This window comes from Bradyrhizobium canariense (assembly GCF_018130465.1).
GTDB classification, from domain to species: Bacteria; Pseudomonadota; Alphaproteobacteria; order Rhizobiales; family Xanthobacteraceae; genus Bradyrhizobium; species Bradyrhizobium canariense_C.
Genome location: NZ_JAFCKJ010000020.1, coordinates 62,872 through 85,111, shown reverse-complemented (window position 1 = coordinate 85,111; position 22,240 = coordinate 62,872). Strand labels below are relative to the sequence as shown.

Genomic DNA, 22,240 nt, shown 5'->3' with positions numbered 1-22,240 from the left:
CAATGCGCACCGAGGCGACCCCTTCCCCCACCCCTCTCAGCGCGGGCGAAGCTCGTCACGGCGCGCAAGAACGGGGCGAGGGAGCAATCACGCCCCCGCCGCGTTCTTCGCGATCACGTTGCGATAGAAGCTGGCGCTGAGTTTCGGCGTACGCACCTGCGTGTCGAAATTGACGTGGTAGAGCCCAAAACGCTTGTTGAGCCCGAACACCCATTCGAAGTTGTCCATCAGGCTCCAGAGGAAATAGCCGCGCACCGGCACGCCTTCGGCGGTGGCGCGCTGAAGCTGTGCGAGGTAGTTGCGCAAATACATGATGCGATCGGTGTCGTAGATCTTGCCGTCGGGCGTCACGACGTCGTCGCCGGAGGTGCCGTTCTCGCTGATATAGATCGCGTCCGTCTTCCAGATCTTCGCGGCCAGCTTCGGCACCCAGTAGATCGTCTCGGGGCCGACGCGCAGCCAGTCCGAGCTCATGTGCGGGAACGATTTCGGGATCGGCAGCGGCATGAAGCCCGCGCCCTGGTCGGAGGCCACTACGTAATTCTGCGGCGCGTAGATGTTGAGGCCGAGGAAATCGACCGGCGAAGAGATGATCTTCAGCTCCGCATCGGTGTATTTCGGCGCGTCACGCCCGGCGAATTTCAGGAAGGCGTCGGTATACTGGCCCGTCATGATGACGTTGAGATAGCCGGCGTTCATCTCGCGTAGCGCGATCTCCGCGGCCCGGACGTTCTCCGGCGTGTCGATGGCGGGCGCGCAGGCGTCGATGTTCTCGGCCGGCCCCACCCGCGTGCCGCGGTGGCCGTGGGCGCGCACCGCTTGCACCGCGAGCCCGTGCGCGAGCGCGCTGTTGTGCCTGATCTGGTTGACCTCGGCTTGCGGCAGCGTCACGCCCGGCGCGTCGATGCCGATGCCGTAGCCGAAATGGACGAAGCGGCCGCTCTCGTTCAGCGTGAACACGTTCTTGACGCGATCGGTCAGATGCTTGGCGACATAGGCCGCGTAGTCGCCGAAGATCTTGCAGGTCTCCGTCGAGCGCCAGCCGCCAAACCGGTCCTGGAGCGATTGCGGCAGGTCCCAATGATAAAGCGTCAGCCACGGCTCGATGCCGTTCTTGAGGAGCTCGTCGACCAGGCGGTTGTAGAAATCGAGCCCCTTCGGGTTCGGCTTGCCGTCGCCGTCCGGAAACAGCCGCGGCCAGGCCACCGAGAAGCGATAGGCCTTGCAGCCGAGCTCCTTGATCAGCGCGATGTCTTCCTTGTAGCGGTGATAGTGCTCGTTGGCCCGATCTCCGGTGGTGCCGTCCTCGATCTTGCCGGGAATACGGACGAACTTGTCCCAGATCGAGGCTCCTCGCCCGTCCTCGTTGACCGCGCCCTCGACCTGATAGGACGAGGTGGCCGTGCCCCAGACAAAGCCCGTCGGAAAGCCGTTTCCACCGCGCGGCATGGCGGCCGGCTTGGCTTCAGCACCTTCCACAGAATTTGCGACTCCGGCCACGGACAATCCCGCCAGCTTGGCAAACTGGCGACGCGAGACCTTGTCCGACATTGAAGCTGCCCCCGAGATGGTTGTTGCGGCCGCACAATGGCCGGTCAAGGGCGGTTTGAGAAGCAGTCGAACCGAGAGTTGACGATGCAAAAATGCGGAAGGACACGCCCGCTGCAGGCCGCTATTCAGGTTCGATGCCCAGCCCCTGAATGATCTTGCCGGAAGAGGCGAGCTGGTCTTCGAGGAAACGCTTTGCGCCCGCAGGCGTCACCGCATCACCAATACGGACGTCGAAGCCGAGGGTGGGAGCTCGCTCGCGCACGTCAGGCGATTCCAGGGCACGCGCAATCTCGGCGCTCAGCTTTTCGACGATGTCCACGGGCGTGCCAACCGGCGCCATGAACATGAACCAGCCCTGGAGATCGACGCTTTGCAGCGTCTCCGAGATCGCGGGAACGTCCGGCAGGGAGTCGATCCGTTTGGTTCCGGCAACGGCGATCGGTCGAAGCGTCCCTGCCTTGATGAAGGCTTCGGCGATGGATGCCGCCTGGATCGTCACCTGGATACGACCCGAGATGGCATCCTGGACCGCATTCGTGGTCGTGTTGTAGGGGATGAGGACAAAGCTGGTTCCGGCGTTCTTGTTGATGGCTTGAGCAATCAGACCCGAAAGGTTGCGTGCACCGTCGACGGCCAAGCTCAACGAACCAGGCGCCGATTTCTCCAGCTTGATCAATTCCGGCAGCGAGTTGGCTTTCACCTCGGGATTGACGAGAAGGACGTGATTGCTTCTGGCCGCCATCGCAACCGGCACGAAGTCCTTCACGGGATCATAGGGGAGCTTCTTGAAAGTGTAGGGATTGGTCACGAGCGCGGCGGACGTGGCAAACAGGAATGTGTAGCCGTCCGCAGCCGCACGGGCGACCGATTGCGTGCCGACGAGGTTTGCTGCGCCCGGACGATTCTCGACGATGAACTGCTGCCCGAAGATCCGGGAAAGCTTCTCGGTGATAAGGCGACACATCACGTCCGGGCTGTTACCCGCAGGCTGTGGCACGACGACCGTCACGGGCCTTTGCGGCCACGACTGTGCGACTGCCGGAAAGGAGAGGCAAAGGGTCGCGCCGGCGAGCAGCAGACGACGGAATAGTCCGGACATGGTGTTCCTCCCTGGAAGCCCCATTGCGGGCCTTTATTGGTCGTTCTACGCCGACAGCAGCCTTCGATCAGGCTTCGTCTGCGACGACATTCCGCAGCACGCCGAGGCGTTCGACCTCGATCTCGACGACATCGCCGGGCTTCATCCAGAGCGGTGGCTCGCGCCGCGCACCGACGCCTCCCGGCGTCCCGCTGACGATGACGTCGCCGGGCTCGAGCCGCGTAAAGGTGGAGCAGTATTCGATCTGGCGCGGGATATCGAAGATCATCTGCTTGATCCGCGCTTCCTGCATGACCTGTCCGTTGAGGCGGGTCTCCAGCTTGAGCTCGCCAAGCGGACCGAGCTCGTCCGGCGTCATCATCCAGGGCCCGAATGCGCCGGTATCAGGAAAATTCTTGCCCGGCGTGAACTGATGGGTGTGACGCTGGAAATCGCGGACGCTGCCGTCATTGTAGCATGAATAGCCGGCGACGTAGCTCATGGCGTCGGCGCGGGAGATGTAGCGGCCGGCCTTGCCGATGATGACCGCAAGCTCGCCTTCGAAGTCGAGGTCGGTCGAGACGCGCGGCCGCACGATCGGTTGCAGATGTCCGGTCTGGCTGTTGGCATAGCGCGAAAAGATGGTGGGATGCTCGACTTCGGCCCGGCCGGTTTCCTTGCGGTGGGTCTCGTAGTTCAGGCCCACGCACAGGATCTTGTCCGGGTTCGGGATGACCGGCAGCCATTTGATCTTGGAGACCGGAACGGCAGTCGCCGCGGATTTTGCATCCGCAACGCCGGCCAGCGACGAACCGATGGCAGCCTTGAGGTCGGCGTAACGCGCCTTGAGCGCAGCACCGACATCGAAAAAGGTCTCGCCTTCGACCAAGCCCCAGGTGGTGCGGCCGTCGATCGCTACAGTTGCCAGTTTCACGGTGTTCTCTCCATTGTCGGATCAGAATTGGGGTTGTCTCGCCCGGCTGGGGCGTCGTGCAGACGCGCCCCGATCTCGCGCAGGAGATCGCCGAGTTCGGCGGCGGCGCGCGCCGTGCCGAAAACGTAATGATCGGGCCGCACGATCGCGGCGACGGCATCGTGACGGTCGAACCAGCTCGCGAGCACGCCCTCGGTCTCCTGGAGCGCATCGGGTGCGCCGGAGCCGGCGGGTGCGATGGCCGCTGCAAACAGGTCAGGGCACGCAGTGCAGAGAGCAAGGAGAGCCGCGGCGTCAGAGCGGCGGCCGTCGACGAACGCGCGCAAGCCTGGTCCGGTCACCTCATCGAGCAGGCGGACCGTACCGGCGCTCGCGATGCGCGGCTGTGGAAACAGAGTGCCACGTGCCGGCCCTTCGCGATTTGCAAGAAGGCCCCCGCGCAGCGGCGGAATGATCTCTTGCCGCGTGATCTGGAGTGGCTTGCCGCCGCCTTCGGCCAGAATGTGCGCATCACGCCGCCGGGCCGCGACGGGATCGCGTTCGCAGATCGACTGGCCGATCGCCTTGATCTTGCCGGTCAGCTCGATCACGTGGGCTTTGCGTTCCACCGTGTAGCTATCGAGCAGGCTGTCGGAAGACACGCCCCTGAGCACCCGATCCAGCTTCCAGACGAGGTTCGTGGCATCGCGCAGGCCCTGGCACATACCCTGGCCGATGAAGGGCGGCTGCTGATGTGCGGCGTCGCCGGCGATCAGGATTCTGCCGTTGCGCCAGACACCTGCAACGAGGGCGTGGAAACGATAGGAGGCCGCCCGCCACAAGTCGCCATCCTGCGGCGTGAGCCAGGGCGCGAGCAGCTTCCAGACATTCTCCGGCCGCTCCATCTGCCGCGCGTCCTCGCCCGGCAGCAGCATGATCTCCCAGCGGCGGTGGTTCTTCGGGCCAATCAGGAAGCTCACCGGGCGCGCCGGATTGCAGAATTGCGCGGAGCATTGCGGCAATTTGTGAAGCGCGCTCTCGTTCACGCGCACGTCGACCACGAGCCAGGGTTCGTCGAAGATGAGGTCCTCGAGCCCAAGCCCTGCGATCTCGCGCACCGTGCTCGAGGCGCCGTCGCAGCCGAGCACATAGCGCGCGGTCACGGAACGGCGCTTTCCGTTGGTTTCCTTCAACTTGGCTTCGACGCGGTCGGAGGCTTGAACGAGATCAATCAGCTCGACGCCGAGCTCGGCGCGCACATTGGAAAAGCTTGTCGCGTGGCGACGCAGCTCGGCCTCGACCGCGGGCTGGCTGAACACCATGCTCGGCGTGTAGCCGAGCGGATAGGGCTTTGCGACCATGTCGACACGGCGAATCAACCGGCCGTCGACGCCAAAATGCTCTGACGCGGTGAAGGGCTCGACATGGGGCGCGATCGCCTCGGCGAGGCCCATATTGTCGAACTGTCGAAAGATCTCGTGATCGAGCGCAATCGCGCGCGGCTTGTCATAGACGTCAGCGAGACGGTCGATCACCAGCGTACGATGACCGAGGCGGCCGAGCTGACCCGCGGCAACGGCGCCAGTCGGCCCGAAGCCGACGACGAGCACGTCATGGTCGGTGGCGGCCGCTGCCTTCATGCGCGCGCCGTCGTGAAGGGAACGGCGAGCTGCGCCGTCTTGCAGGCGTCGGACTTGGGCGGAGCAATGCCCCACTGATCCGTTCGTCCCGGCGGCCAGACCCAATCGCCTGGACCTTTCGCGACGTAGCTGTCGTCGATCTGCAGGACTTCGGCGGTGTATTCGATGACTGCGCCGGTCGGATCAACGAAATAGGCGAACACATTATCGCCCGGGCCGTGACGGCCGACGCCCCAACCGATCGGATAGCCGTGGTCCAGCATGCGGCCGGAGCCGCGCATGACCGACTCCAGATCAGGCATCAGGAAGGCAACGTGATTGAGGCCGTTGCGAGGGGCTTCCGCGAGCACGACCGCGTGGTGGTCGCTGTTGCAGCACAGGAACGCCATCAGTTTTGACCGATCCGACAAGCGGAAGCCGAGCGTCTCCTGGTAGAATGCCGCGAGTTTTTCGACATCGACGCTGTTGATGTTGACATGCGCGAGCCGCTCCGGCCGGTCCGCCACCACGCGCGCTGCCTTGGTGCGGTCGCCATGGACAAACTCCATGGCGCAGCCCTGCGGCTCCCGAACCACAAAATTTTCGCCGCCCGACGGTGCCGGCGATGGCGCGGGCACACTGACCACCTCGCAGCCTGCCCGCCGCGTGCGTTCGAACAGGCGATGCAGGTCTTCGCGCGACCGGGTGCGGAAGCTGACTTTGCGCAGCGAGGTCGTCTCGCCGGGCGTGAGCTCGAGAACGTGGAAGTCGCCGCCCGTCGCCGCGAGGTAGACCGTGCCGTCCGCTTCCGCCGCGACGTCGAGGCCCCAGACCCCCGTGTAGAAATCGACCGAAGCTGTGGGGTGCGGCGTCGTGATCTCGACGCTGCGCAGGGCCGCCACCGAAAAATCGGACATTGTGCTTCCTCGCCAGGACGCGCGAACAGTGGCGAGTCCATAATATGTATAAAAGCGATCGTAAAGTACAAATTTATAAATTATAGCCCCGAAGTCTGCTAATGTACAGAAAGGATCGACGATTCCGATGGAACGCTCATGAGCTCAGACCTGCAAACCCCTAGGGCGGACCAGCCGGCCACACTGGCGACGACGATCTATGCGCGCCTGAAAGCCGACATCCTGACCACGCGGCTGGAACCCGGACGCAAGCTGCAGTCGCGCTTCCTGATGGAGCAGTACAATGTCGGACAGACCCCGCTGCGCGAGGCGCTCAACCGCCTGACCACGGAAGAGTTCGTCGTCGGCATGGAGCAGCGCGGCTTTTATGTGAAGGAGGTCAGCAAGGACGAGCTTCAGGAGCTGACCAAGACGCGGTGCTGGGTCGAAGGCCTGGCGCTTCGCGAGTCCATGGAGAATGCGACCCAGACCTGGGAAGAGGCGCTGCTGGTTGCGCATCACCGGCTCGATCGTACGCCGCGTTCGCTCAAGCCCGATACATTCGAGGACAATCCGGATTGGGAGAAGGTGCACCGCGCGTTCCACGCGACGCTGATCGGTCTTTGCGGTTCACGGCCGCTGCTCGGCTTCTGCGAGCAACTCGCCGATCGGCTCTATCGCTATCGCATGATGTCGATTGCGAAGGCCTATCCGGCGCGCAAGGTCGGTGCTGAGCATAGTCACATCCTTCAGGCGGTGCTCGCCAAGAACAGCGAGCAGGCCGTGCGCCTGCTTCAGCAGCACTATCAGCGCACCGCCGACGTCATCTATTCCGACCTCGACGGATTGCTGGCGTAGCTTGGTCTCGGAGGCATAGAGCGCTGCCCGGCTGCGGACAATCCCGCGATTTTCGCGAACTGGCGACGCGAGACCTTGTCCGACATTGATGCTGCTGCGGAGTGATGCTCTTGCGGCGGGACTATGGCGAATCGCGGGTCGTTTGAGCAGCGGGCGAGCCGAAGGCTGAGGATACAGAATCGCCGGATACGACAAGGCTGGCCGAAAGGGCCCAAGGCGATCGTCGGCCGACCTACCCCAAAGCCGATATACCAACTTCCACCGTCATCGGGATTCCCTGCCCAATCCGGCAAGGAAGTTGTCAGTTCCCTTCGAGACGCGGGCCCGCATGCTTACAGAATGCCGTAAACCGCTCAGAATTTACGACCAAAGTTCGCAAATGTGGCGTATGGTGCAACCATCGCCGCTCCGCTCTAGGCAATTGTCCGCCTGCACCAGTCAAGCAGGAGAACGACCGGCTTATGACGCGGTTTAACCGCTTGAGACTGTGGTAACCCCTACCGCTTGACTAAGCGCCTGTCCTGACAGGACACAACGACCGGCCCCGCGCTACTGTGAATTTCGAGGTAGATATATGTCGTATGCCTACAAGCTGAATGAAGACGTTCGCCACCAGCCCCAAGGCCCACAAGGTCGTGCCGCAACCGAGCCACCGATGGTTTACACCATCATCCAGCATATGCCCATCGAGGCCGATGGACGTCTCCGATACCGCATCAAGTGCAAGTCGGAGAAAATTGAACGCGTCGTCACGGAAGATCAGCTTTCCTATTCGCAGTGAGCTGCTTGATGACGGCGAGAGTCCGGCGCGGATAAATTGGCTCGGGGTTGCCACGATCAGCGACGGGACTATTTTCGTTGCTTGGCGAACTTAGACATTCCGGAATGTCTGCCGTCGGTCAGAAGCAGACATAAGGTACTTCCGCCGCGCTGGCGCGCTTGCTTCCTCGCTCAGCGCGAGCGCTTCGGCAGTTTTGGCAGCTTGTCGGGATTGAACGGCGCCACCCGCCGGGTTGGTTCAGGTGCGGGCGCCTGCTGTTCCGTGAGCATCAGCGTGCCCTCGAGGATCATTCCCGGCACTTGCGCTGCCGTCGCCGTGTAGGTCGCGACCTTGCCCGGGCAGTTTCCCTCGATGTCCAGCGTGAGCTCGTCGTCGACGCCGAAGACCGTTGCGCGTCCGTCGGTATGGCGCTTCGTCGACACGGTGGCGGTGAAGCGGTCTCCATCGACCTTGCAGGAACCGTGATAGGTCATCAGGCTGTCGCAGCCCCAGATCTGTCCATCCGCGACATGGACTATGCCGGTGCCTTGATCGAGCGGCGTCTTGTACCACGCCGAATAGGTGCCGTCCTTGAGCATGGGAGCAGTCTCCCCTGGTATTCCCTCGCGTATCATCCGCATGATCGGCGCTAACAAAGCGTTAATCGCGCGGCCCGTGCCAATCCGGTCTGTCCCTGCGCAGCTCGGCTTCGAGGTCTTCGATGATGCCGTGAAGCAGACACGCGGCCAGCGGATCGGTCACCTCCAGCTCCAAGCGCCTGTAACGCGCGATCTGGACTTCGTGATCTCTCAACTGGTGCTCTGTCATCGGACGGGCCCTCCGACGAACCGACGCACAGACAGCCAAACAGTTTCGTTACAATTTTAGGATCATTTGCTATGGTTTCCGAGCGGTAAAGACAACGCGGCGCCAAGCTTCGCCGGCGCGCGGGATCATCGGACGTGTCAAAAGGTCGACACGCTGACATGCACCGCTGTCACGGCACGTCGCTGTTGCTCCGACTTCCGCCGATGCTGTGTGGCTTGTTGAGGAAGAACTCCCGATTGCCGAGAGCCGCCTCCGCGTACTGATCGATCGCGACCTGGATGGCCTCGATGTGCATGCGGCACCAGCCTTCGAGACAAGACAGGCGCCTCACATGATCGAGAGCCTTCAGGAACTCCGGCGGCTCCTGCATGTCGGAGAAGTAGGTCGTCCTCTCCCCCTTCATGCCCGTACCGCCTCTCGCGGCGGAACAAGGCGGCGCTTCTCAACACTGACGCGCGATGGCATCGGCCGCCGGCGGGGAACGAACAGGCTGGCGACGACAATCGGGTCGGTGTCGCCGAGCGCGGCCCGCTCCCGGACGAGCCCGCTCATCACCGTGCGCATCTTCATGACTTCGCCCGCGACGAAGCTGCAGTCCTCGTCCCTGTTGATCTGCTCATGCATGATGGCCTCGGCCTCGCGCATGCTGACGCGTAATGCCCTGATGATCTTACGGATTTCGTTGATGCGGTTGTCCATGGCTCGCTCCCTTGGCTGGACGAGCAGCATAAGAACAAAACATGAACAATGAGTCAATCGGCTTTAGGTAGAACACATCCGTGGCGGCACGCCGCGCCGGCGAAGACCGGCCTCCTCGTCACCCACATGGCCGGGGCTTGTGGCCAGATCAGAACGTCACCCGCATCCCCGCATAGAACGCCCGCGGCCGTGCCGGGCTGAGCGAGCGCGGGTCGGTGAACTCGGCACCGCCATTGGTGAAGTTGGGCACGGCTTCGCGGTCGAAGAACTGTCCGTAGGTCGCGTAGCGCTTGTCGAAGATGTTGTCGATCTTGCCGTAGAGCTGGACGTTCTTGGTCACCTGGTAGGAGGTGTGGAGATTGAACACGGTATAGGACGGCAGCTTCGCATACTGATTGGACTCGTCGCCGACCAGATATTGGCTGGAGACGAACAGCGCGTTGCCGCCGACCTTCCAGACGTCGGTGACGGCATAGTCGACGCCGATCTTGACGCGGTGGCGCGGGATCGCGGGGAGCTGGTTGCCGGGCGAGACCTGGATGTTGCCGTCGCCATCGGCGAACGGGCTGTTGGAGCCGATGGTCAATGCGTCGAGGAAGCGCGCGTCGACGAAGGCGTAGCTCGCCTGGAATTGAAGCGTCGGCGATTTGATGTTGATTTCGGCCTCGAGGCCCTGCCGCCTGGTGCGGCCGACATTGGAAAAATAGCCAAAGCCGGTGCGCCCGGGGACTGGGATGGCGACGATGTCGTCGTAATTGGTGGCGCGGAATCCGCCGAGCTTCCAGCCGAGCGTGCCGATGTTCAGCTCCCTGCTGCCGCGCAGGCCCGCTTCCACGGTCTTTGACACGACCTGTTTCAGCGGCGGATCGGAGACGAGAAACGCGGCAATGAGACAGGGACGGGCTGGATCGGAGCAGCCGAGCTCCAGCGGAGTCGGCACGCGGTTGGCCTCGGAATAGCCGGCATAGGCCGTCAACCCCGGCGTGATCTTGTAGGTGCCGCCGATTACCGGATTGAAACGGGTGAAGGTGTGATCGCCGTTGAGATCGGCCCCGAGCTGATCCTCCAGCGTGATGCGCGCCACGTTGAAGCGGCCGCCGCCCGTCACGGCAAACGCATCGGTGACGTTGAACGTGTCCATTGCGTACAGGCCGTTATATTGATTGACGGTCCGCAGCGAGACGGGACCGGCGACGGGGTCCGGCGCGCCGGTCGGCCCCAGGAACAGGCCGCTGCCGCTGACGACGTAGTTTTCTCCGATCGTGCCGATCTCGGCGGTGGCGTTATAGCGCGTGACGCTGGCGTCATAGGTTGCGCCCATCACGAAGCGGTTGTCGTGGCCAAACAGTTGATCGGTGTTGGTGGCCTGCCCTGATACGCCGAACGTGGTCGAACGTATCGAGCTCCGGTCGATCTCGCCGAGGATGGTCCCGGACGCGAAAGGATTGGCAAGCGGCAGGCCGTTCGTGCCGTTTGCCGGTGTCGCGCCGTCGCCGAAGCAAAGAAGACCCGCGAGCCCCGGATCGGTGCATTCCTGCGCGTCGGTCGGATTGCCGTCGACGAGCTTCTGCTCGTACCTGCGCACATGCGCGGTGCCTTCGAGCGTCCAGGTCGGCGTCGCATCGACCTTGCCTGTCAGGTTGAGATAGCCGACGCGATTGGAAGTGGTCTGCGGGGTCGTGTAGGTCGCGCCCCAATATTTGTCGAGCAGCTCGGCGGGAACGGTGGCGCTGGCGCCGAAATCGTTCTTGGCGACGCCCATGTTGGCGTGGAATTCGCTGTCGCCGGCCTTGTAGCCGACATCGCCGTAGAAGCGCCGCACGTCCGATTGGGAGAAATTGCGGAAGCCGTTGTCGTGCAGGCCTTCGAGCGCGGCATAGATGCCGTAGTTCTTGTCGACCGTCTTGCCCCATTGCGCCGAGCCCTGGATACGGCCGAACGAGCCGCCCATGAGATCAAGCTCCGCGCCCTGATAGGTAAAACCGTCCTTCATCTGCAGATTGATCGCGCCGCCCAGCGCGTTGAGGCCGAAGGCGGGGTTGTTGGTCACCAGCGTCACCGACCGGATCGCCGCGGTCGGGATCAGGTCCCAGTTGACGGCGTCGGAGAAGGCTTCGTTGATGCGAACGCCGTTCTGATACACTGCGAGGCCTTGCGGCGTGCCCGTCACGGGCGAGGCAACGAAGCCGCGGAATTCGACATCCGGCTGAAACGGATTGCCGGTGACCTCGCTGATGTTGACGCCGGCGATGTTGTCGCGAAGCGCGTCGGTGATGTTCAGCGAGCCGGTGCGCTTGATCTGGCTTGCGTCGACGGCGTTGACCGCCGACGGAACCTTGTCGACGTCGAGACCTCTGCCGGTGCCCGGCGCGGTCGGGTAGACGTACAGACGCGTCTTGGGGCTGGCGGATGACGGTGCCCCGACGCGCGCGACCGGACGCGACGACGCGGTGCGCCGCGCCGTTGACGGCGGCGGCGCCGTCACCTCGACCGGCGGCAGGTTCTGGACGTTGGTTTCCTCGTCCTGCGCGGCCCCTGCGGGGATCGCGAAGACCAATCCCGACACCAGCCCGGTCGAAACCGAGGCCATCAACAAACGACGCTTGAACGAAAGAGCCTCGAACCCAAGAGTGTTGAACCAATGAACCTTGCCCATCCCCTGCCTTCCCATCCGTAACCGCCGGCTGTTTTGATCTTCGCCGGTTGGCTGAGACGAGTGTAATCGGCGGCAATGAGTGCGCCAGCCACAAAAGGTCGGGCAATATCCGCACCCGTTTTCCCGATCAAATCGGGAATTTTTCCCGATGATTTCGGGCACGATCAGGCCGCCGCCGTCGGAACCAGCGCCTCGACCGTCAGACCGCCATCGCCGGAGACGACGTTGAGCGTGCCGCCCAGCGCCAGGATCCGCTCGCGCATGCCGACGAGGCCGAAGCCGAGCTTCTGGCCCGGCTCCATGCCGCGGCCATTGTCGCTGACCCGCACCCGGGCGCAGCCGCGGCCGTCGCTTGCCGCCTGCGCCACCGGCTCGATGACGACATTGACCGAGGTCGCGCCGGCGTGGCGGAACACGTTGGTGAGCGCCTCCTGCACGATGCGGTAGATGGTGAGGTCGGCGGTCTCCCCGGTGACGCCGAGCGCAGGCGAGATCACGGTCTCGATGGCGACGTCGGGATGCGATTCCCGCCACAGCCGCGACAGCGATTCCAGCGCCTGGCGCAGGCCGAGCTCGGCGAGGCCGACGGGCCGGAGGCGCTCCAGCACGCGGCGATTGAACTGCTGAAGCGCGTTGATCTGCTCCAGCATGGCACTGCCGTGTTTTCGCACGGCTTCCGCACTCGGGGCGCGTCCGTCCGCCTGCTTCGCCAGCGCGCTGGCATGTGCGCGCAGCGAGAACAGGTATGGCCCGAACTCGTCATGGAGCTCGCGGGCGATCTCCTTGCGCTCGACGTCCTGGAGCGACACCGTTCGCTCGGCGAGGCGCCGCTTGTCCTCGACCGCCTCGCTGAGCGTTGCCGCAAGATGGTTGAGCTTGGTGCAGATCGCGGCGAGCTCCGGTGCGCCGCCCGGCGCGACGCGCGCCTGATAGCGCCCGTCTTCGAGCTCGGCCATCACATCCGCCAGGGACTGGAGCGGCGCCAGTGCCCGGCCGACCACATTCATCATCACCAGGAACAGCGCGAGCGCGATCACCGAGCCGACCTCGAGCTGGGTCACGATGGCGTCCCAGATCTCGGCGATCTCGTCGTCGGGATGGGAGGTGATCAGAAGCGAGCCCGGCTTGCCATGGATCGAGACGGGTACGCTCACCGCGGTCTGCTCGGGATGAACCAGGCTGACGAACCAGGCCGGCGGCCCACGGGTGTCGTCATCGGCGTCGGTCTGAGGCTGCGTCAGCGGACTGCCGCCTTCGTCCCGAAGCGCGATGCTGACATGGCGCAGGCGGCTGAGGTCGCGCGCGATCTGATTCAGCCTGGCATCCGGATCGGGCGCCTCGTTGAGATCGGCAACGATCATTTCGATGAATTCGCGCGCGAGCCGGATCACGCTCTGGTCCTCGGCCTGCACGCGCGGCCCGGCTTCCGCGACCTGGCGGCCGATATTGACGGCGAGCCCCAGCGCCAGCAGCAGCGCCAGCAGCAGGTTGATGCGCGCGCGCAAGGATAGATTTTGCCACATTGGTGCCGCCCGTGCCCCGCGAAGGATTGGCCTGCGCCTGTCCGATAACGTTGACAGAGGCGAAGCGCCCGATATCTAATCGAAAGCGTACAGCAATCCCGGCCGAGCACGAAACAGGCCGGCGCTGTCGCGAGGAACGCCTATGCGCATTTTGATCGTCGACGATCATCCCATCGTCGCCTCCGGCTGCCGTGCCGTGCTGGCCGACGAGGGCGAGATCGAGATTTTGGAGGCCGCCGACGCCGAAGACGGCGAGTGCGTCTTCATCGTCGAGCGCCCCGACCTCTCGATCATCGACATCAACCTGCCGACCGTGTCCGGCTTCGAGCTCGCGCGCCGCATCCTCGAGCGCGCGCCCGAGGCTCGAATCATCATGTTCAGCATGAACGACGACCCTGCTTTCGCGGCGCGTGCGATCGAGTGCGGCGCCAAGGGCTACGTCTCCAAGACCGGCGACCCCGACGATCTCGTCGAGGCGATCCGCACCGTCGGCAGCGGCGGCACCTATCTGCCGAGCGCGATCGCGCGGAGCATCGCCTTTGCGGGACCCGCGCTGGCGCAAAGCCCGCTGTCGAAGCTGAACGCGCGCGAGATGGAGATATTGCGGCTGCTCAGCGCCGGAAAGAGCCTTTCCGAGATCGCCTGGCTGGTGCAGTCGTCCTACAAGACTGTCGCCAACACCTCGTCCATCATGCGCCAGAAGCTCGGGGTGAAAACCTCTGTCGAGCTGGTGCGACTGGCGATCGACAGCGGCGTGGCCTGACGGCCGCCACGAATTCGGTCACACAAGCGTTGCAATCCTGATGTGGTTTGATGCCACGGAGCATAACGGCATGACGATCCAGACTGTCTCGACCAATACATCCTATGGCGGCGTGCAGGGCGTGTATCGCCATGCCAGCCAGGCGACCGGAACCGAAATGGTGTTCTCGGTCTATGTCCCCCCGCACGCGCAGGGCGCCAAGCTGCCCGTGGTCTGGTATCTCTCCGGCCTCACCTGCACGCACGCCAACGTCACCGAGAAGGGCGAATTCCGCAAAGCCTGCGCCGAGCTCGGCCTGATCTTCGTCGCGCCCGACACCAGCCCGCGCGGACCCGACGTGCCGGGCGATGCCAACAATGCCTATGATTTCGGCCTCGGCGCCGGCTTCTATGTCGACGCGACGGAAGCGCCGTTTTCACGCAATTATCGCATGTGGAGCTACGTCACCGACGAACTGCCAAAACTCGTGGCGGAGAATTTTCCGGTCGATGCGAAGCGCCAATCGGTGATGGGCCATTCGATGGGTGGCCATGGCGCGCTGACGGTCGCGCTGCGCAACCCGCACCGTTTTCGCGCGGCCAGCGCCTTTGCGCCGATCGTGGCGCCGTCGCTTGTGCCCTGGGGCATCAAGGCGCTGACCGGCTATCTCGGTCCCAACAAGGACATTTGGCGCAGCCACGACACGGTGGCGCTGATCGAGGACGGCGCGAAGTTTTCAGGCTTCCTCGTCGACGTCGGCGAGGCCGATAATTTCCTGAAGGAGCAGCTCAAGCCGGAACTGCTGCAGGCCGCCTGCACCAAGGCCAACATCCCGCTGACGCTGCGACGGCAGGCGGGCTACGACCACAGCTATTATTTCATCTCGACCTTCATGGGCGATCACCTGCACTGGCATGCGGAGAGATTGAAGGGGTGATATCCCCCTCACGGCTTGCCGTAATTCGGTGCCAGCAACCGGTTGCGGATCAAATAGCTCATCGTGCGCGTCCAGGATTCATCCGTGTTGCCGCGCATGTCGGCGCTGGCGGCCGTGATCATGTTGCCGGTCTTCACGTCGCGCAGGTAGATGTTCAGATTGATGATCAGGTTCGAGACCTTCTGTACCATCCCGGTGATTTCCAGGTCGGCACCCAACTGCCCGGCAAGCTTGAGGTCGCAGCCGCCGCAGGCCTGCAGATTGGCGTGACGGGCAGCGTCCCTGATCGGCGCGATGTCGAGCATTTGGAACCTGCCTGAATCAGCCAGCTCCTTGCGCAGCTGCTCGCTGATGCGCTCGAGCCGCGCTTCCTCGGGCTTGGAGCCATAGAACTCGCCGGGCAGGCTGGTGTCGATCAGCTCGAAATCGAACACCGCGAGTTTCGGGGGATCGGCTAACGCGACTGAGCCCGTCAACAGCAAAGCGGCGAAACATATCAGCGCTCGCATGATCGTGATTCCAGTCCTCGCGCGCGCGAGGACGAAATGCGGGGTTGCAAGCCGGGCTAAATCGGTCATGCTTTAGCAGAGACAATTCTCCACCGGCGGTCAAGCCAGGGAGAACATCTGGAGGAAACATGATCCGATGGTTGGTCGGCCTGATCGGCTTCGGTCTTGCTGCGACGAGTGCGCTCGCGGCCGACCCTGTCATGATCGGCGTCGGCTATCTCGGCGTCGCCGGCACCAGATCGACGCTGTCGCTGGTCGAGCAGCCCGCGGACAATGACGGCGTTGCCGGCGCGCGCCTCGCCATCGAGGACAACAACACCACCGGCAAATTCCTCAACCAGCGATTTGCGCTGGAGGAGCGGCGCATCAAGGAAGGCGAGGATGCCGTGCAGGCCGCGACCGACCTCGCCGCACGCAACGGCTTCATCATCGCCGACCTGCCGGCCGACGCGCTGCTGAAAGTCGCCGACGCCCTGCGCGACCGCGGCACGCTGCTGTTCAACGCCGGCGCAATCGACGAGCGGCTGCGCGAGGCCGATTGCCGTGCCAACGTCATTCACACCGCGCCGACGCGCGCAATGCTGGCTGATGCGCTCGGTCAATATCTGGTGTGGAAGCAGTGGAAGCGCTGGCTGCTCGTGGTCGGCTCGCATGACGAGGACAAGCTGTTCGCCGATGCCCTCCGGCGCACCGCGACGCGGTTCGGCGCCAAGATCGTGCAGGAGCGCAGCTTCGAAGATAAAGGCGGTGCGCGCCGCACGGACTCGGGCGTGACGCTGATCCAGCGCCAGATGCCGGTGTTCACGCAACAGGCGCCGGCTTACGACGTGCTGGTCGCGGCCGACGAGAGCGAGGTGTTCGGCGCCTACCTGCCCTATCGCACCTGGGATCCGCGGCCTGTCGCGGGCTCGGCCGGCCTCGTGCCGCGGAGCTGGGACGCAGCGCAGGACCAGTGGGGCGCGATCCAGATGCAGAACCGCTTCGTCAAGCTGAACGCGCGGCGGATGACCCCGCTCGACATGCAGGTCTGGACCGCCGTGCGCATGATCGGAGAGGCCACCTCGCGCACCAATTCCGGCGACGTCAAGAAGGTCACCGATTTCATCAAGGGTCCGGATTTCTCGGTCGCCGCGTTCAAGGGCACAAAGCTGACCTTGCGCGACTGGAACCTGCAGCTGCGCCAGCCGATCCTGCTGGTCGACGGCCGCATGGTGGTGTCGGTGTCGCCGCAGGAAGGTTTTTTGCACCAGGTCTCCGAGCTCGACACGCTCGGCTATGATCGCCCGGAGAGCAAATGCAAATTGAAGTGAGAACGCTGATGTTGCGCATGTGGCGTGTGGGGTTGCTGTCCGGACTGGCGCTGGCGGCGGCGCCCGCGCATGCGTTCATCGCCTATGTCTCGAACGAGAAGAGCAACACGGTCTCGGTGATCGACACCGACAGCTGGACGGTGACCAAGACCATCAAGGTCGGCCAGCGCCCGCGCGGCATCGACTTCACGCGCGACGGCAAGTTCGTGATGGTCGCGGTCGGCGACGACGACACCATCCAGATGATCGACGCCAAGACGCAAGCCGTGGTGGACAGCCTGCCCTCCGGGCCCGACCCCGAATTGTTCGCCCAGGATGCCGCCGGCAAGATCCTCTACGTCGCCAACGAGAACGACAACACGGTGACCGTGATCGACCTCGAGAAGCGCGCCCGCCTTGGCGATATCCAGGTCGGCGTCGAGCCCGAGGGCATGACCATCAGCCCGGACGGCAAGACGCTGATCAACACGTCCGAGACCACCAACATGGCGCATTTCATCGACACATCGTCGCGCCAGATCGTCGCCAACGTGCTGGTCGATGCGCGGCCGCGCTTTGCCGAATTCAAGCACGACGCTTCCGAATTGTGGGTGTCCTCGGAGATCGGCGGCACCGTGTCGATCATCGACCCCGGAAAGCACGAGGTGACCGGCAAGGTCACGTTCGAGATCCCGGGGTTGAGGAAAGAGGCCATCCAGCCCGTCGGGATCGGCATGACCCGGGACGACAAGACCGCCTTCATCGCGCTCGGTCCCGCCAACCGCGTCGCCGTGGTCGATACCGCCACGCGCAAGGTGACAAAATATCTGCTGGTCGGACAGCGGGTCTGGCACATGGCATTCACGCCGGACGAAAAATATCTGCTCACCACCAATGGCGTGTCGAACGACGTCTCCGTCATCGACGTCGCCGCGCAAAAAGTGATCAAGACCATTCAAGTGGGCGAACTGCCCTGGGGTATCACGATCGCGCCATGACCAGCCCTGCTCCCATCGCCGAACAGCGCGAGACATCACAGCCCGATCCGGCGGCGGTGCCGGCGCTGTCGATCGACGGCGTCAGCCACGCCTATGGCCCGCGCCGCGCGCTGATGGACGTGTCCTTCAACGTACAGCCCGCGAGCTTCACGGCCCTGCTCGGCCTCAACGGCGCGGGCAAGAGCACTCTGTTCTCGCTGATCACGCGGCTGTTCGGCATCCAGACCGGACGCGTCGGCATTTTCGGCCATGACGTCGGCAAAAGCCCCGGCGAAGCGCTGCGGTTGCTCGGCGTCGTGTTCCAGCCGCGCACGCTCGATCTCGATCTGTCGCTGACGCAGAACCTGCTCTATCACGCCGCGCTCCACGGCATCAGCCGCCGCGAGGCCGCCGCGCGCAGCGTCGAGCTGCTCAACCGCATCGGGCTCGCCGAGCGCGCCGGCAGCAAGGTGCGCGATCTCTCGGGCGGGCAGATGCGGCGGCTGGAGATCGCCCGGGCGCTGCTGCACCGGCCGCGCCTGCTATTGCTGGACGAGCCCACCGTCGGCCTCGACGTCAAGGCGCGCGCCGACATCATCAGCCATGTGCGTCAGCTCGTGAGTGAGCAAGGCATCGGCGTGCTCTGGGCCACGCATCTGTTCGACGAGATCATGGCCGGTGACGATCTCGTGGTGCTGCACCAGGGCAAGGTTCTGGCCCAGGGGCCGATGAGCCGCGTCGTCGCGGAAGCCGGCGCGCAGGACGTCAACACCGCCTTCATGCGCCTCACCGGCGCGCAAGTGATGCCCGGAGGCGGCGCATGAGCAGCATCACCACGCGCGAGGCGCCGCGCGGCTTCTCGGCCGCCGAATATATGACCTGCCTCACGGGCATCGTCTGGCGAGAGGGGCTGCGCTTCCTGCACCAACGCGAGCGTTTCGTCTCGGCGCTGGTGCGGCCGCTGGTGTGGCTGTTCATCTTCGCCGCCGGTTTCCGCCAGGTGCTCGGCATCTCCATCATCCCGCCTTACGAAACCTACATTCTCTACGAGGTCTTCATCGCGCCGGGGCTGATGGCGATGATCCAGCTCTTCAACGGCATGCAGTCCTCGCTCTCGATGGTCTATGACCGCGAGATGGGCAACATGCGCACGCTGCTGGTAAGCCCACTGCCGCGCGGCTACCTGCTGTTCTGCAAGCTGCTCGCGGGCACCGCGGTGTCGCTGCTCCAGGTCTACGCGTTCCTGCTGATCGCCTGGTTCTGGGACATCACCCCTCCCCCGATCGGCTATCTCACCGTGCTGCCGGCACTGATCCTGTCCGGACTGATGCTGGGCTCGCTCGGCATGCTGATCTCCTCCGGCATCAAGCAGCTCGAGAACTTCGCCGGCGTGATGAATTTTGTCATTTTCCCGATGTTCTTCGCTTCCTCGGCGCTCTACCCGCTCTGGCGGGTGCAGGAGGGCAGCCCCTATCTCTATTATCTCTGCGAGGCCAATCCGTTCACCCATGCGGTCGAGCTGATCCGCTTCGCGCTGTACGGACAGATCAACTGGATCTCGCTGGCGGTGGTCGCGACCTGCACAATCGTCTTCATGATCGGCGCGATCTATGCCTATGATCCCTCGCGCGGGCTGGCGCGACGGGGCCCTGCGGGAGGAGAAGGATGAAGGTTCGGGTTCTGGCCATGGCCGCTCTGGTGCTTGCAGTCGCGAGCACGGCGGTACGCGCGGCCGATCCGCGCTATCCGGACTGGCCCTGCACGCAGGCAAAAGTGCCGGAAATTTCGCTCGCCGCCGTATGGGCCGGCCCGGCGCTCGACGACGTGCAGAACAAGTGGAAGGACGACGCCAAAGTCAGCGCCCTGGTCTCGAAACTGTCGGCGCGCAAGACGCCGCTGGACGAAGCCGAGAAGTCGGTCAAGGAGTTTCTGGCGGGCTCCGCGGCCGACAAGACCGCGAATGCAAAACTTCTGTTCGCAGGCCTGTTCGACACGCTCAACGCTCAGCGCTCGCAGGTCATGGGCGGGCTGGAACGCGTCAGCCGCAAGCAGCGCGAGGCCGCCGACAAGATCCGCGAGGAATCGATTCAGCTCCAGGCGCTCCAGGGTGCGACGCCGCGCGACGAGGTCAAGGTCGAGGCGCTCAGCAACGAGCTGATCTGGAAGACCCGCATTTTCGAGGACCGCCACAAGGTGGTACGGTTCGTCTGCGAGGTTCCGACCACGATCGACCACCGCCTGTTCGCGCTCGGACGCGTGATCCAGCAGGAAATGGAATAGCGTCAGCCTCATTGACCGCTTGCGGCAGGTTCCCCCGCCTCCATTGCGATCATTAACCTGTTGCCGCGCTATATGGCGGAACCAAATCGGTCTAGGATGTCTTGTCGATGGGTAATCCAAGGCATCGGGAGGCCTCGATGGGAACCACGAAATTCATCCTCGCAGGCGCTGCGGCCATCAGCATGCTCGCAGGCAGCGCATTCGCTGACGACTTGACCGGAATGGTCACCCGGATAGATCGACTCAACAGCACGATCTCGATCCAACAGACGCAGAAAGGCACGGTCGGCGGCAGCGCGGGCGGGGCCGGCGCGCTCCAGGAATACAAGACCAAGGATGCTGCGATGCTCGATGCCGTCCACGCCGGCGACAGGGTGACGTACTCGGCGACCGACAACAACGGCACGGGCACGCTGACCAAGCTGCAGAAGCAGTAGGCTTTTCTCGCCTCTTCCCACGACACGGCGTCATGGCCGGGCTTGTCCCGGCCATCCACGCATGCGGCACGAAGAACGTGGATGCCCGGGACAAGCCCGGCATGACGATCTCTTGCCTACTGCTCCGGCCGCGGCTCGGGCTGCACCTCCTCAGTTGGAAGCTTTGCGCGCTCCCAGCCATCGGTGCCATCGGGATACCAGGCGAGGTTGGAGTAGCCGTATGCGAGCGCGCGCTTGGCGGCGTTCCAGGACATCCAGCAATCGGCCAGGCAATAGATCACGAGCAGCGCCGCCTTGTCGCCGTGTGATGCACGCGCGAGGCCGCGCTGGAAATAGTCGTCCATGGCGGGCGGCAGCGTGCCGTAGCCGGTATCCGGCAGCCAGATGCTGCCCGGAATATTTTTGCGCGGCGCCTCGCGCCAGACGGTACCCGCGGGAAGATTCTTCGGCTTCGGCGCGCGCGGCAGCACGTCGATGAAGGCGCCGCTCTTCGCGTGCCAGATCGCCTCGGCTTCCGAAGTCGACAGCACGCGCGCGCCGCCGAGCGTCGCCGGCACAGGCGCGCGGTAGTTGTCGGTGCGATAACCCTCGGGCTCGAACGGCTCCTGCTGCTGCGCAACGACCGGCGCCACCAGCGTGGCGGCGACCAGCGCAGCGACAAGGTGCTGCCTCATCGCGTCTGCCTCATGGCGTCTTCTTGGCCGTCTCCGCGCCGAGCGGCCGATCGCTCTCGTCCAGCAGCGGCACGCCGAAGTCGAGCAGGATCTTGTTGATCTCGCCCTGGTTCTCCTGGATCAGCTTGTTGAGCTGCCGCTTCCAGTTCTGGTCGGCGCCACGCACGCCCATGCCGATGCGATAGACCAGTTTTGGCCCGGTGGTTTCCTTCACCAGCGGCGTGACATGAAGCGAGCCCGCCTTCTTCGCGTAGAACCCTGCCATCGGTCCCCACAGCACGCCGGCGTCAATCTTGCCCGCCGTGAGATCATCGATCATTGCCTGCGCCGAATTGTCGTAGCGCGTGTCGATCATCAGCGGATAGGGCTTTGCATCACCCATCAGTCCCGCGAGGGCCATGTTGGTCGCAGGCGGCGTGCCGGCGACGATGCCGACATGCTTGCCCTTCAACCTGGCATCCTCGAGCGTGTCGACCTCCTCCAGCCCGCTGCCTGCTTTCGCGACCAGGGCATAACTCGTGCGGTAATAGGGATTGGTGCCTTGCACGAGGTCATCGCCTTGGGGGAAGCCCATGATGACATCGCAGCGATGCGAGCCGAGCGTCATGCGCACGAAGCCGGTGGCTTGCGGAAAAAAGACGTAGTCGAGCTTCTTCTGGAGCTTGTCCGCAAACAACTCGGCAAGCTTGTTCTCGAACCCCTCGCCCTTCTCGTTCGAGAACGGCAGATTGCGCGGGTCGGCGCAGACGCGCAGCACCTTGGGGTCGACCAGCTCGAACGAGAGGTCACCCGTCTCGTTGGTCTGCGCGATGGCGACGTCGCCGAACGCGCAAGACGCAACCAGGATACTCAGTGAAAACAACCAGCGACGATGTCGTCCGGCCTCCGTCATCGCGCTTCCTCCTGGGCTTGTTTGAATGCTAGCCATGCAACGCATGACGCGCCATGTTTGCCAGACTCTGTGCTGGCTTTTCTTTGCTGCAGTGCAATGCGCGCAACCCTTTGAACTGAGGC

General features: G+C 64.0%; 24 protein-coding genes. 10 read left to right on the top strand and 14 right to left on the bottom strand.

Annotated elements, in window-relative coordinates; all coding sequences use genetic code 11:
* Positions 1 to 87 precede the first annotated feature (87 nt).
* From JQ591_RS33950 to JQ591_RS33930, 5 genes are all read right to left on the bottom strand, one after another.
* Positions 88 to 1,551, bottom strand: coding sequence for a GH1 family beta-glucosidase (locus tag JQ591_RS33950; RefSeq protein ID WP_211400318.1), 1,464 nt, complete (start codon positions 1,549 to 1,551; stop codon positions 88 to 90).
* A 121-nt stretch (positions 1,552 to 1,672) separates the two neighbouring features.
* Positions 1,673 to 2,650, bottom strand: a complete 978-nt coding sequence (locus JQ591_RS33945) for a Bug family tripartite tricarboxylate transporter substrate binding protein (RefSeq protein WP_211400317.1) — start codon at positions 2,648 to 2,650, stop codon at positions 1,673 to 1,675.
* A 67-nt stretch (positions 2,651 to 2,717) separates the two neighbouring features.
* A complete protein-coding gene (locus tag JQ591_RS33940) occupies positions 2,718 to 3,563 on the bottom strand; it encodes a fumarylacetoacetate hydrolase family protein (RefSeq protein ID WP_211400316.1) in 846 nt (281 codons plus the stop codon).
* A complete protein-coding gene (locus tag JQ591_RS33935) occupies positions 3,560 to 5,182 on the bottom strand; it encodes a bifunctional 3-(3-hydroxy-phenyl)propionate/3-hydroxycinnamic acid hydroxylase (protein WP_211400315.1) in 1,623 nt (540 codons plus the stop codon). Before JQ591_RS33935 ends, JQ591_RS33940 begins: the two co-directional genes overlap by 4 nt.
* Positions 5,179 to 6,078, bottom strand: coding sequence for a VOC family protein (locus tag JQ591_RS33930; protein WP_211400314.1), 900 nt, complete (start codon positions 6,076 to 6,078; stop codon positions 5,179 to 5,181). The genes JQ591_RS33935 and JQ591_RS33930 overlap by 4 nt, the downstream gene beginning before the upstream one ends.
* 138 nt (positions 6,079 to 6,216) lie before the next feature.
* Between JQ591_RS33930 and JQ591_RS33925 the strand changes: the two genes are divergently transcribed.
* Together JQ591_RS33925 and JQ591_RS33920 are read left to right on the top strand one after the other, a co-directional pair.
* Positions 6,217 to 6,915, top strand: a complete 699-nt coding sequence (locus JQ591_RS33925; protein WP_211400313.1) for a GntR family transcriptional regulator — start codon at positions 6,217 to 6,219, stop codon at positions 6,913 to 6,915.
* Between the two features lie 574 nt (positions 6,916 to 7,489).
* Complete coding sequence (locus JQ591_RS33920; protein ID WP_211400312.1) at positions 7,490 to 7,696, top strand: hypothetical protein; 207 nt, start codon at positions 7,490 to 7,492, stop codon at positions 7,694 to 7,696.
* Between the two features lie 170 nt (positions 7,697 to 7,866).
* Here JQ591_RS33920 and JQ591_RS33915 read toward each other — a convergent pair whose 3' ends face one another.
* The 6 genes from JQ591_RS33915 to JQ591_RS33890 form a co-directional block, all read right to left on the bottom strand.
* Entirely contained in the window at positions 7,867 to 8,274 is a 408-nt protein-coding gene (locus JQ591_RS33915) for a hypothetical protein (protein ID WP_211400311.1), read from the bottom strand.
* Positions 8,275 to 8,335: 61 nt separating this feature from the next.
* Entirely contained in the window at positions 8,336 to 8,503 is a 168-nt protein-coding gene (locus JQ591_RS33910; protein WP_211400310.1) for a hypothetical protein, read from the bottom strand.
* Between the two features lie 169 nt (positions 8,504 to 8,672).
* Positions 8,673 to 8,906 (bottom strand): hypothetical protein, encoded by a 234-nt coding sequence (locus JQ591_RS33905; RefSeq protein ID WP_211400309.1) that lies wholly within the window; start codon positions 8,904 to 8,906, stop codon positions 8,673 to 8,675.
* Entirely contained in the window at positions 8,903 to 9,202 is a 300-nt protein-coding gene (locus tag JQ591_RS33900; RefSeq protein ID WP_211400308.1) for a hypothetical protein, read from the bottom strand. Before JQ591_RS33900 ends, JQ591_RS33905 begins: the two co-directional genes overlap by 4 nt.
* 148 nt (positions 9,203 to 9,350) lie before the next feature.
* Positions 9,351 to 11,858 (bottom strand): TonB-dependent receptor, encoded by a 2,508-nt coding sequence (locus tag JQ591_RS33895; RefSeq protein ID WP_211400307.1) that lies wholly within the window; start codon positions 11,856 to 11,858, stop codon positions 9,351 to 9,353.
* A 164-nt stretch (positions 11,859 to 12,022) separates the two neighbouring features.
* On the bottom strand, positions 12,023 to 13,381 hold the full coding sequence (locus JQ591_RS33890) for a histidine kinase (RefSeq protein WP_211400306.1): 1,359 nt from the start codon (positions 13,379 to 13,381) through the stop codon (positions 12,023 to 12,025).
* Positions 13,382 to 13,523: 142 nt separating this feature from the next.
* Here JQ591_RS33890 and JQ591_RS33885 point away from each other — a divergent pair, with 142 nt between their 5' ends.
* Together JQ591_RS33885 and fghA are read left to right on the top strand one after the other, a co-directional pair.
* A complete protein-coding gene (locus JQ591_RS33885; RefSeq protein ID WP_007612921.1) occupies positions 13,524 to 14,144 on the top strand; it encodes a response regulator in 621 nt (206 codons plus the stop codon).
* A gap of 70 nt (positions 14,145 to 14,214) precedes the next feature.
* A complete protein-coding gene (fghA, locus tag JQ591_RS33880) occupies positions 14,215 to 15,060 on the top strand; it encodes an S-formylglutathione hydrolase (RefSeq protein WP_211400305.1) in 846 nt (281 codons plus the stop codon).
* An 8-nt stretch (positions 15,061 to 15,068) separates the two neighbouring features.
* On the opposite strand, the gene JQ591_RS33875 is transcribed toward fghA, so the two are convergent.
* Positions 15,069 to 15,638, bottom strand: coding sequence for a DUF3280 domain-containing protein (locus JQ591_RS33875; protein ID WP_211400304.1), 570 nt, complete (start codon positions 15,636 to 15,638; stop codon positions 15,069 to 15,071).
* A 59-nt stretch (positions 15,639 to 15,697) separates the two neighbouring features.
* On the opposite strand from JQ591_RS33875, the gene JQ591_RS33870 reads away from it, so the two are divergent.
* The 6 genes from JQ591_RS33870 to JQ591_RS33845 all read left to right on the top strand — a co-directional run bounded on the left by JQ591_RS33870 (position 15,698) and on the right by JQ591_RS33845 (position 20,552).
* Positions 15,698 to 16,879, top strand: coding sequence for an ABC transporter substrate-binding protein (locus tag JQ591_RS33870; RefSeq protein ID WP_211400303.1), 1,182 nt, complete (start codon positions 15,698 to 15,700; stop codon positions 16,877 to 16,879).
* Between the two features lie 8 nt (positions 16,880 to 16,887).
* Positions 16,888 to 17,856 carry a YVTN family beta-propeller repeat protein gene (locus JQ591_RS33865; protein WP_211400331.1) on the top strand — a complete coding sequence of 323 codons (969 nt, stop codon included), beginning with the start codon at positions 16,888 to 16,890 and terminating at the stop codon, positions 17,854 to 17,856.
* The gene (locus JQ591_RS33860; protein WP_211400302.1) at positions 17,853 to 18,659 is read left to right on the top strand and encodes an ABC transporter ATP-binding protein; all 807 of its coding nucleotides are present in this window, start codon (positions 17,853 to 17,855) and stop codon (positions 18,657 to 18,659) included. Before JQ591_RS33865 ends, JQ591_RS33860 begins: the two co-directional genes overlap by 4 nt.
* The gene (locus JQ591_RS33855) at positions 18,656 to 19,504 is read left to right on the top strand and encodes an ABC transporter permease (protein ID WP_211400301.1); all 849 of its coding nucleotides are present in this window, start codon (positions 18,656 to 18,658) and stop codon (positions 19,502 to 19,504) included. The genes JQ591_RS33860 and JQ591_RS33855 overlap by 4 nt, the downstream gene beginning before the upstream one ends.
* Positions 19,501 to 20,115: a hypothetical protein gene (locus JQ591_RS33850; RefSeq protein WP_211400300.1), complete on the top strand. Its 615-nt coding sequence runs from the start codon at positions 19,501 to 19,503 to the stop codon at positions 20,113 to 20,115. The genes JQ591_RS33855 and JQ591_RS33850 overlap by 4 nt, the downstream gene beginning before the upstream one ends.
* 137 nt (positions 20,116 to 20,252) lie before the next feature.
* A complete protein-coding gene (locus JQ591_RS33845; RefSeq protein WP_211400299.1) occupies positions 20,253 to 20,552 on the top strand; it encodes a copper-binding protein in 300 nt (99 codons plus the stop codon).
* 116 nt (positions 20,553 to 20,668) lie between these two features.
* Here JQ591_RS33845 and JQ591_RS33840 read toward each other — a convergent pair whose 3' ends face one another.
* Together JQ591_RS33840 and JQ591_RS33835 are read right to left on the bottom strand one after the other, a co-directional pair.
* Positions 20,669 to 21,226 carry a PQQ-dependent catabolism-associated CXXCW motif protein gene (locus JQ591_RS33840; protein ID WP_211400298.1) on the bottom strand — a complete coding sequence of 186 codons (558 nt, stop codon included), beginning with the start codon at positions 21,224 to 21,226 and terminating at the stop codon, positions 20,669 to 20,671.
* A gap of 10 nt (positions 21,227 to 21,236) precedes the next feature.
* Positions 21,237 to 22,118 (bottom strand): substrate-binding domain-containing protein, encoded by an 882-nt coding sequence (locus tag JQ591_RS33835; RefSeq protein WP_211400297.1) that lies wholly within the window; start codon positions 22,116 to 22,118, stop codon positions 21,237 to 21,239.
* Positions 22,119 to 22,240: the final 122 nt, after the last annotated feature.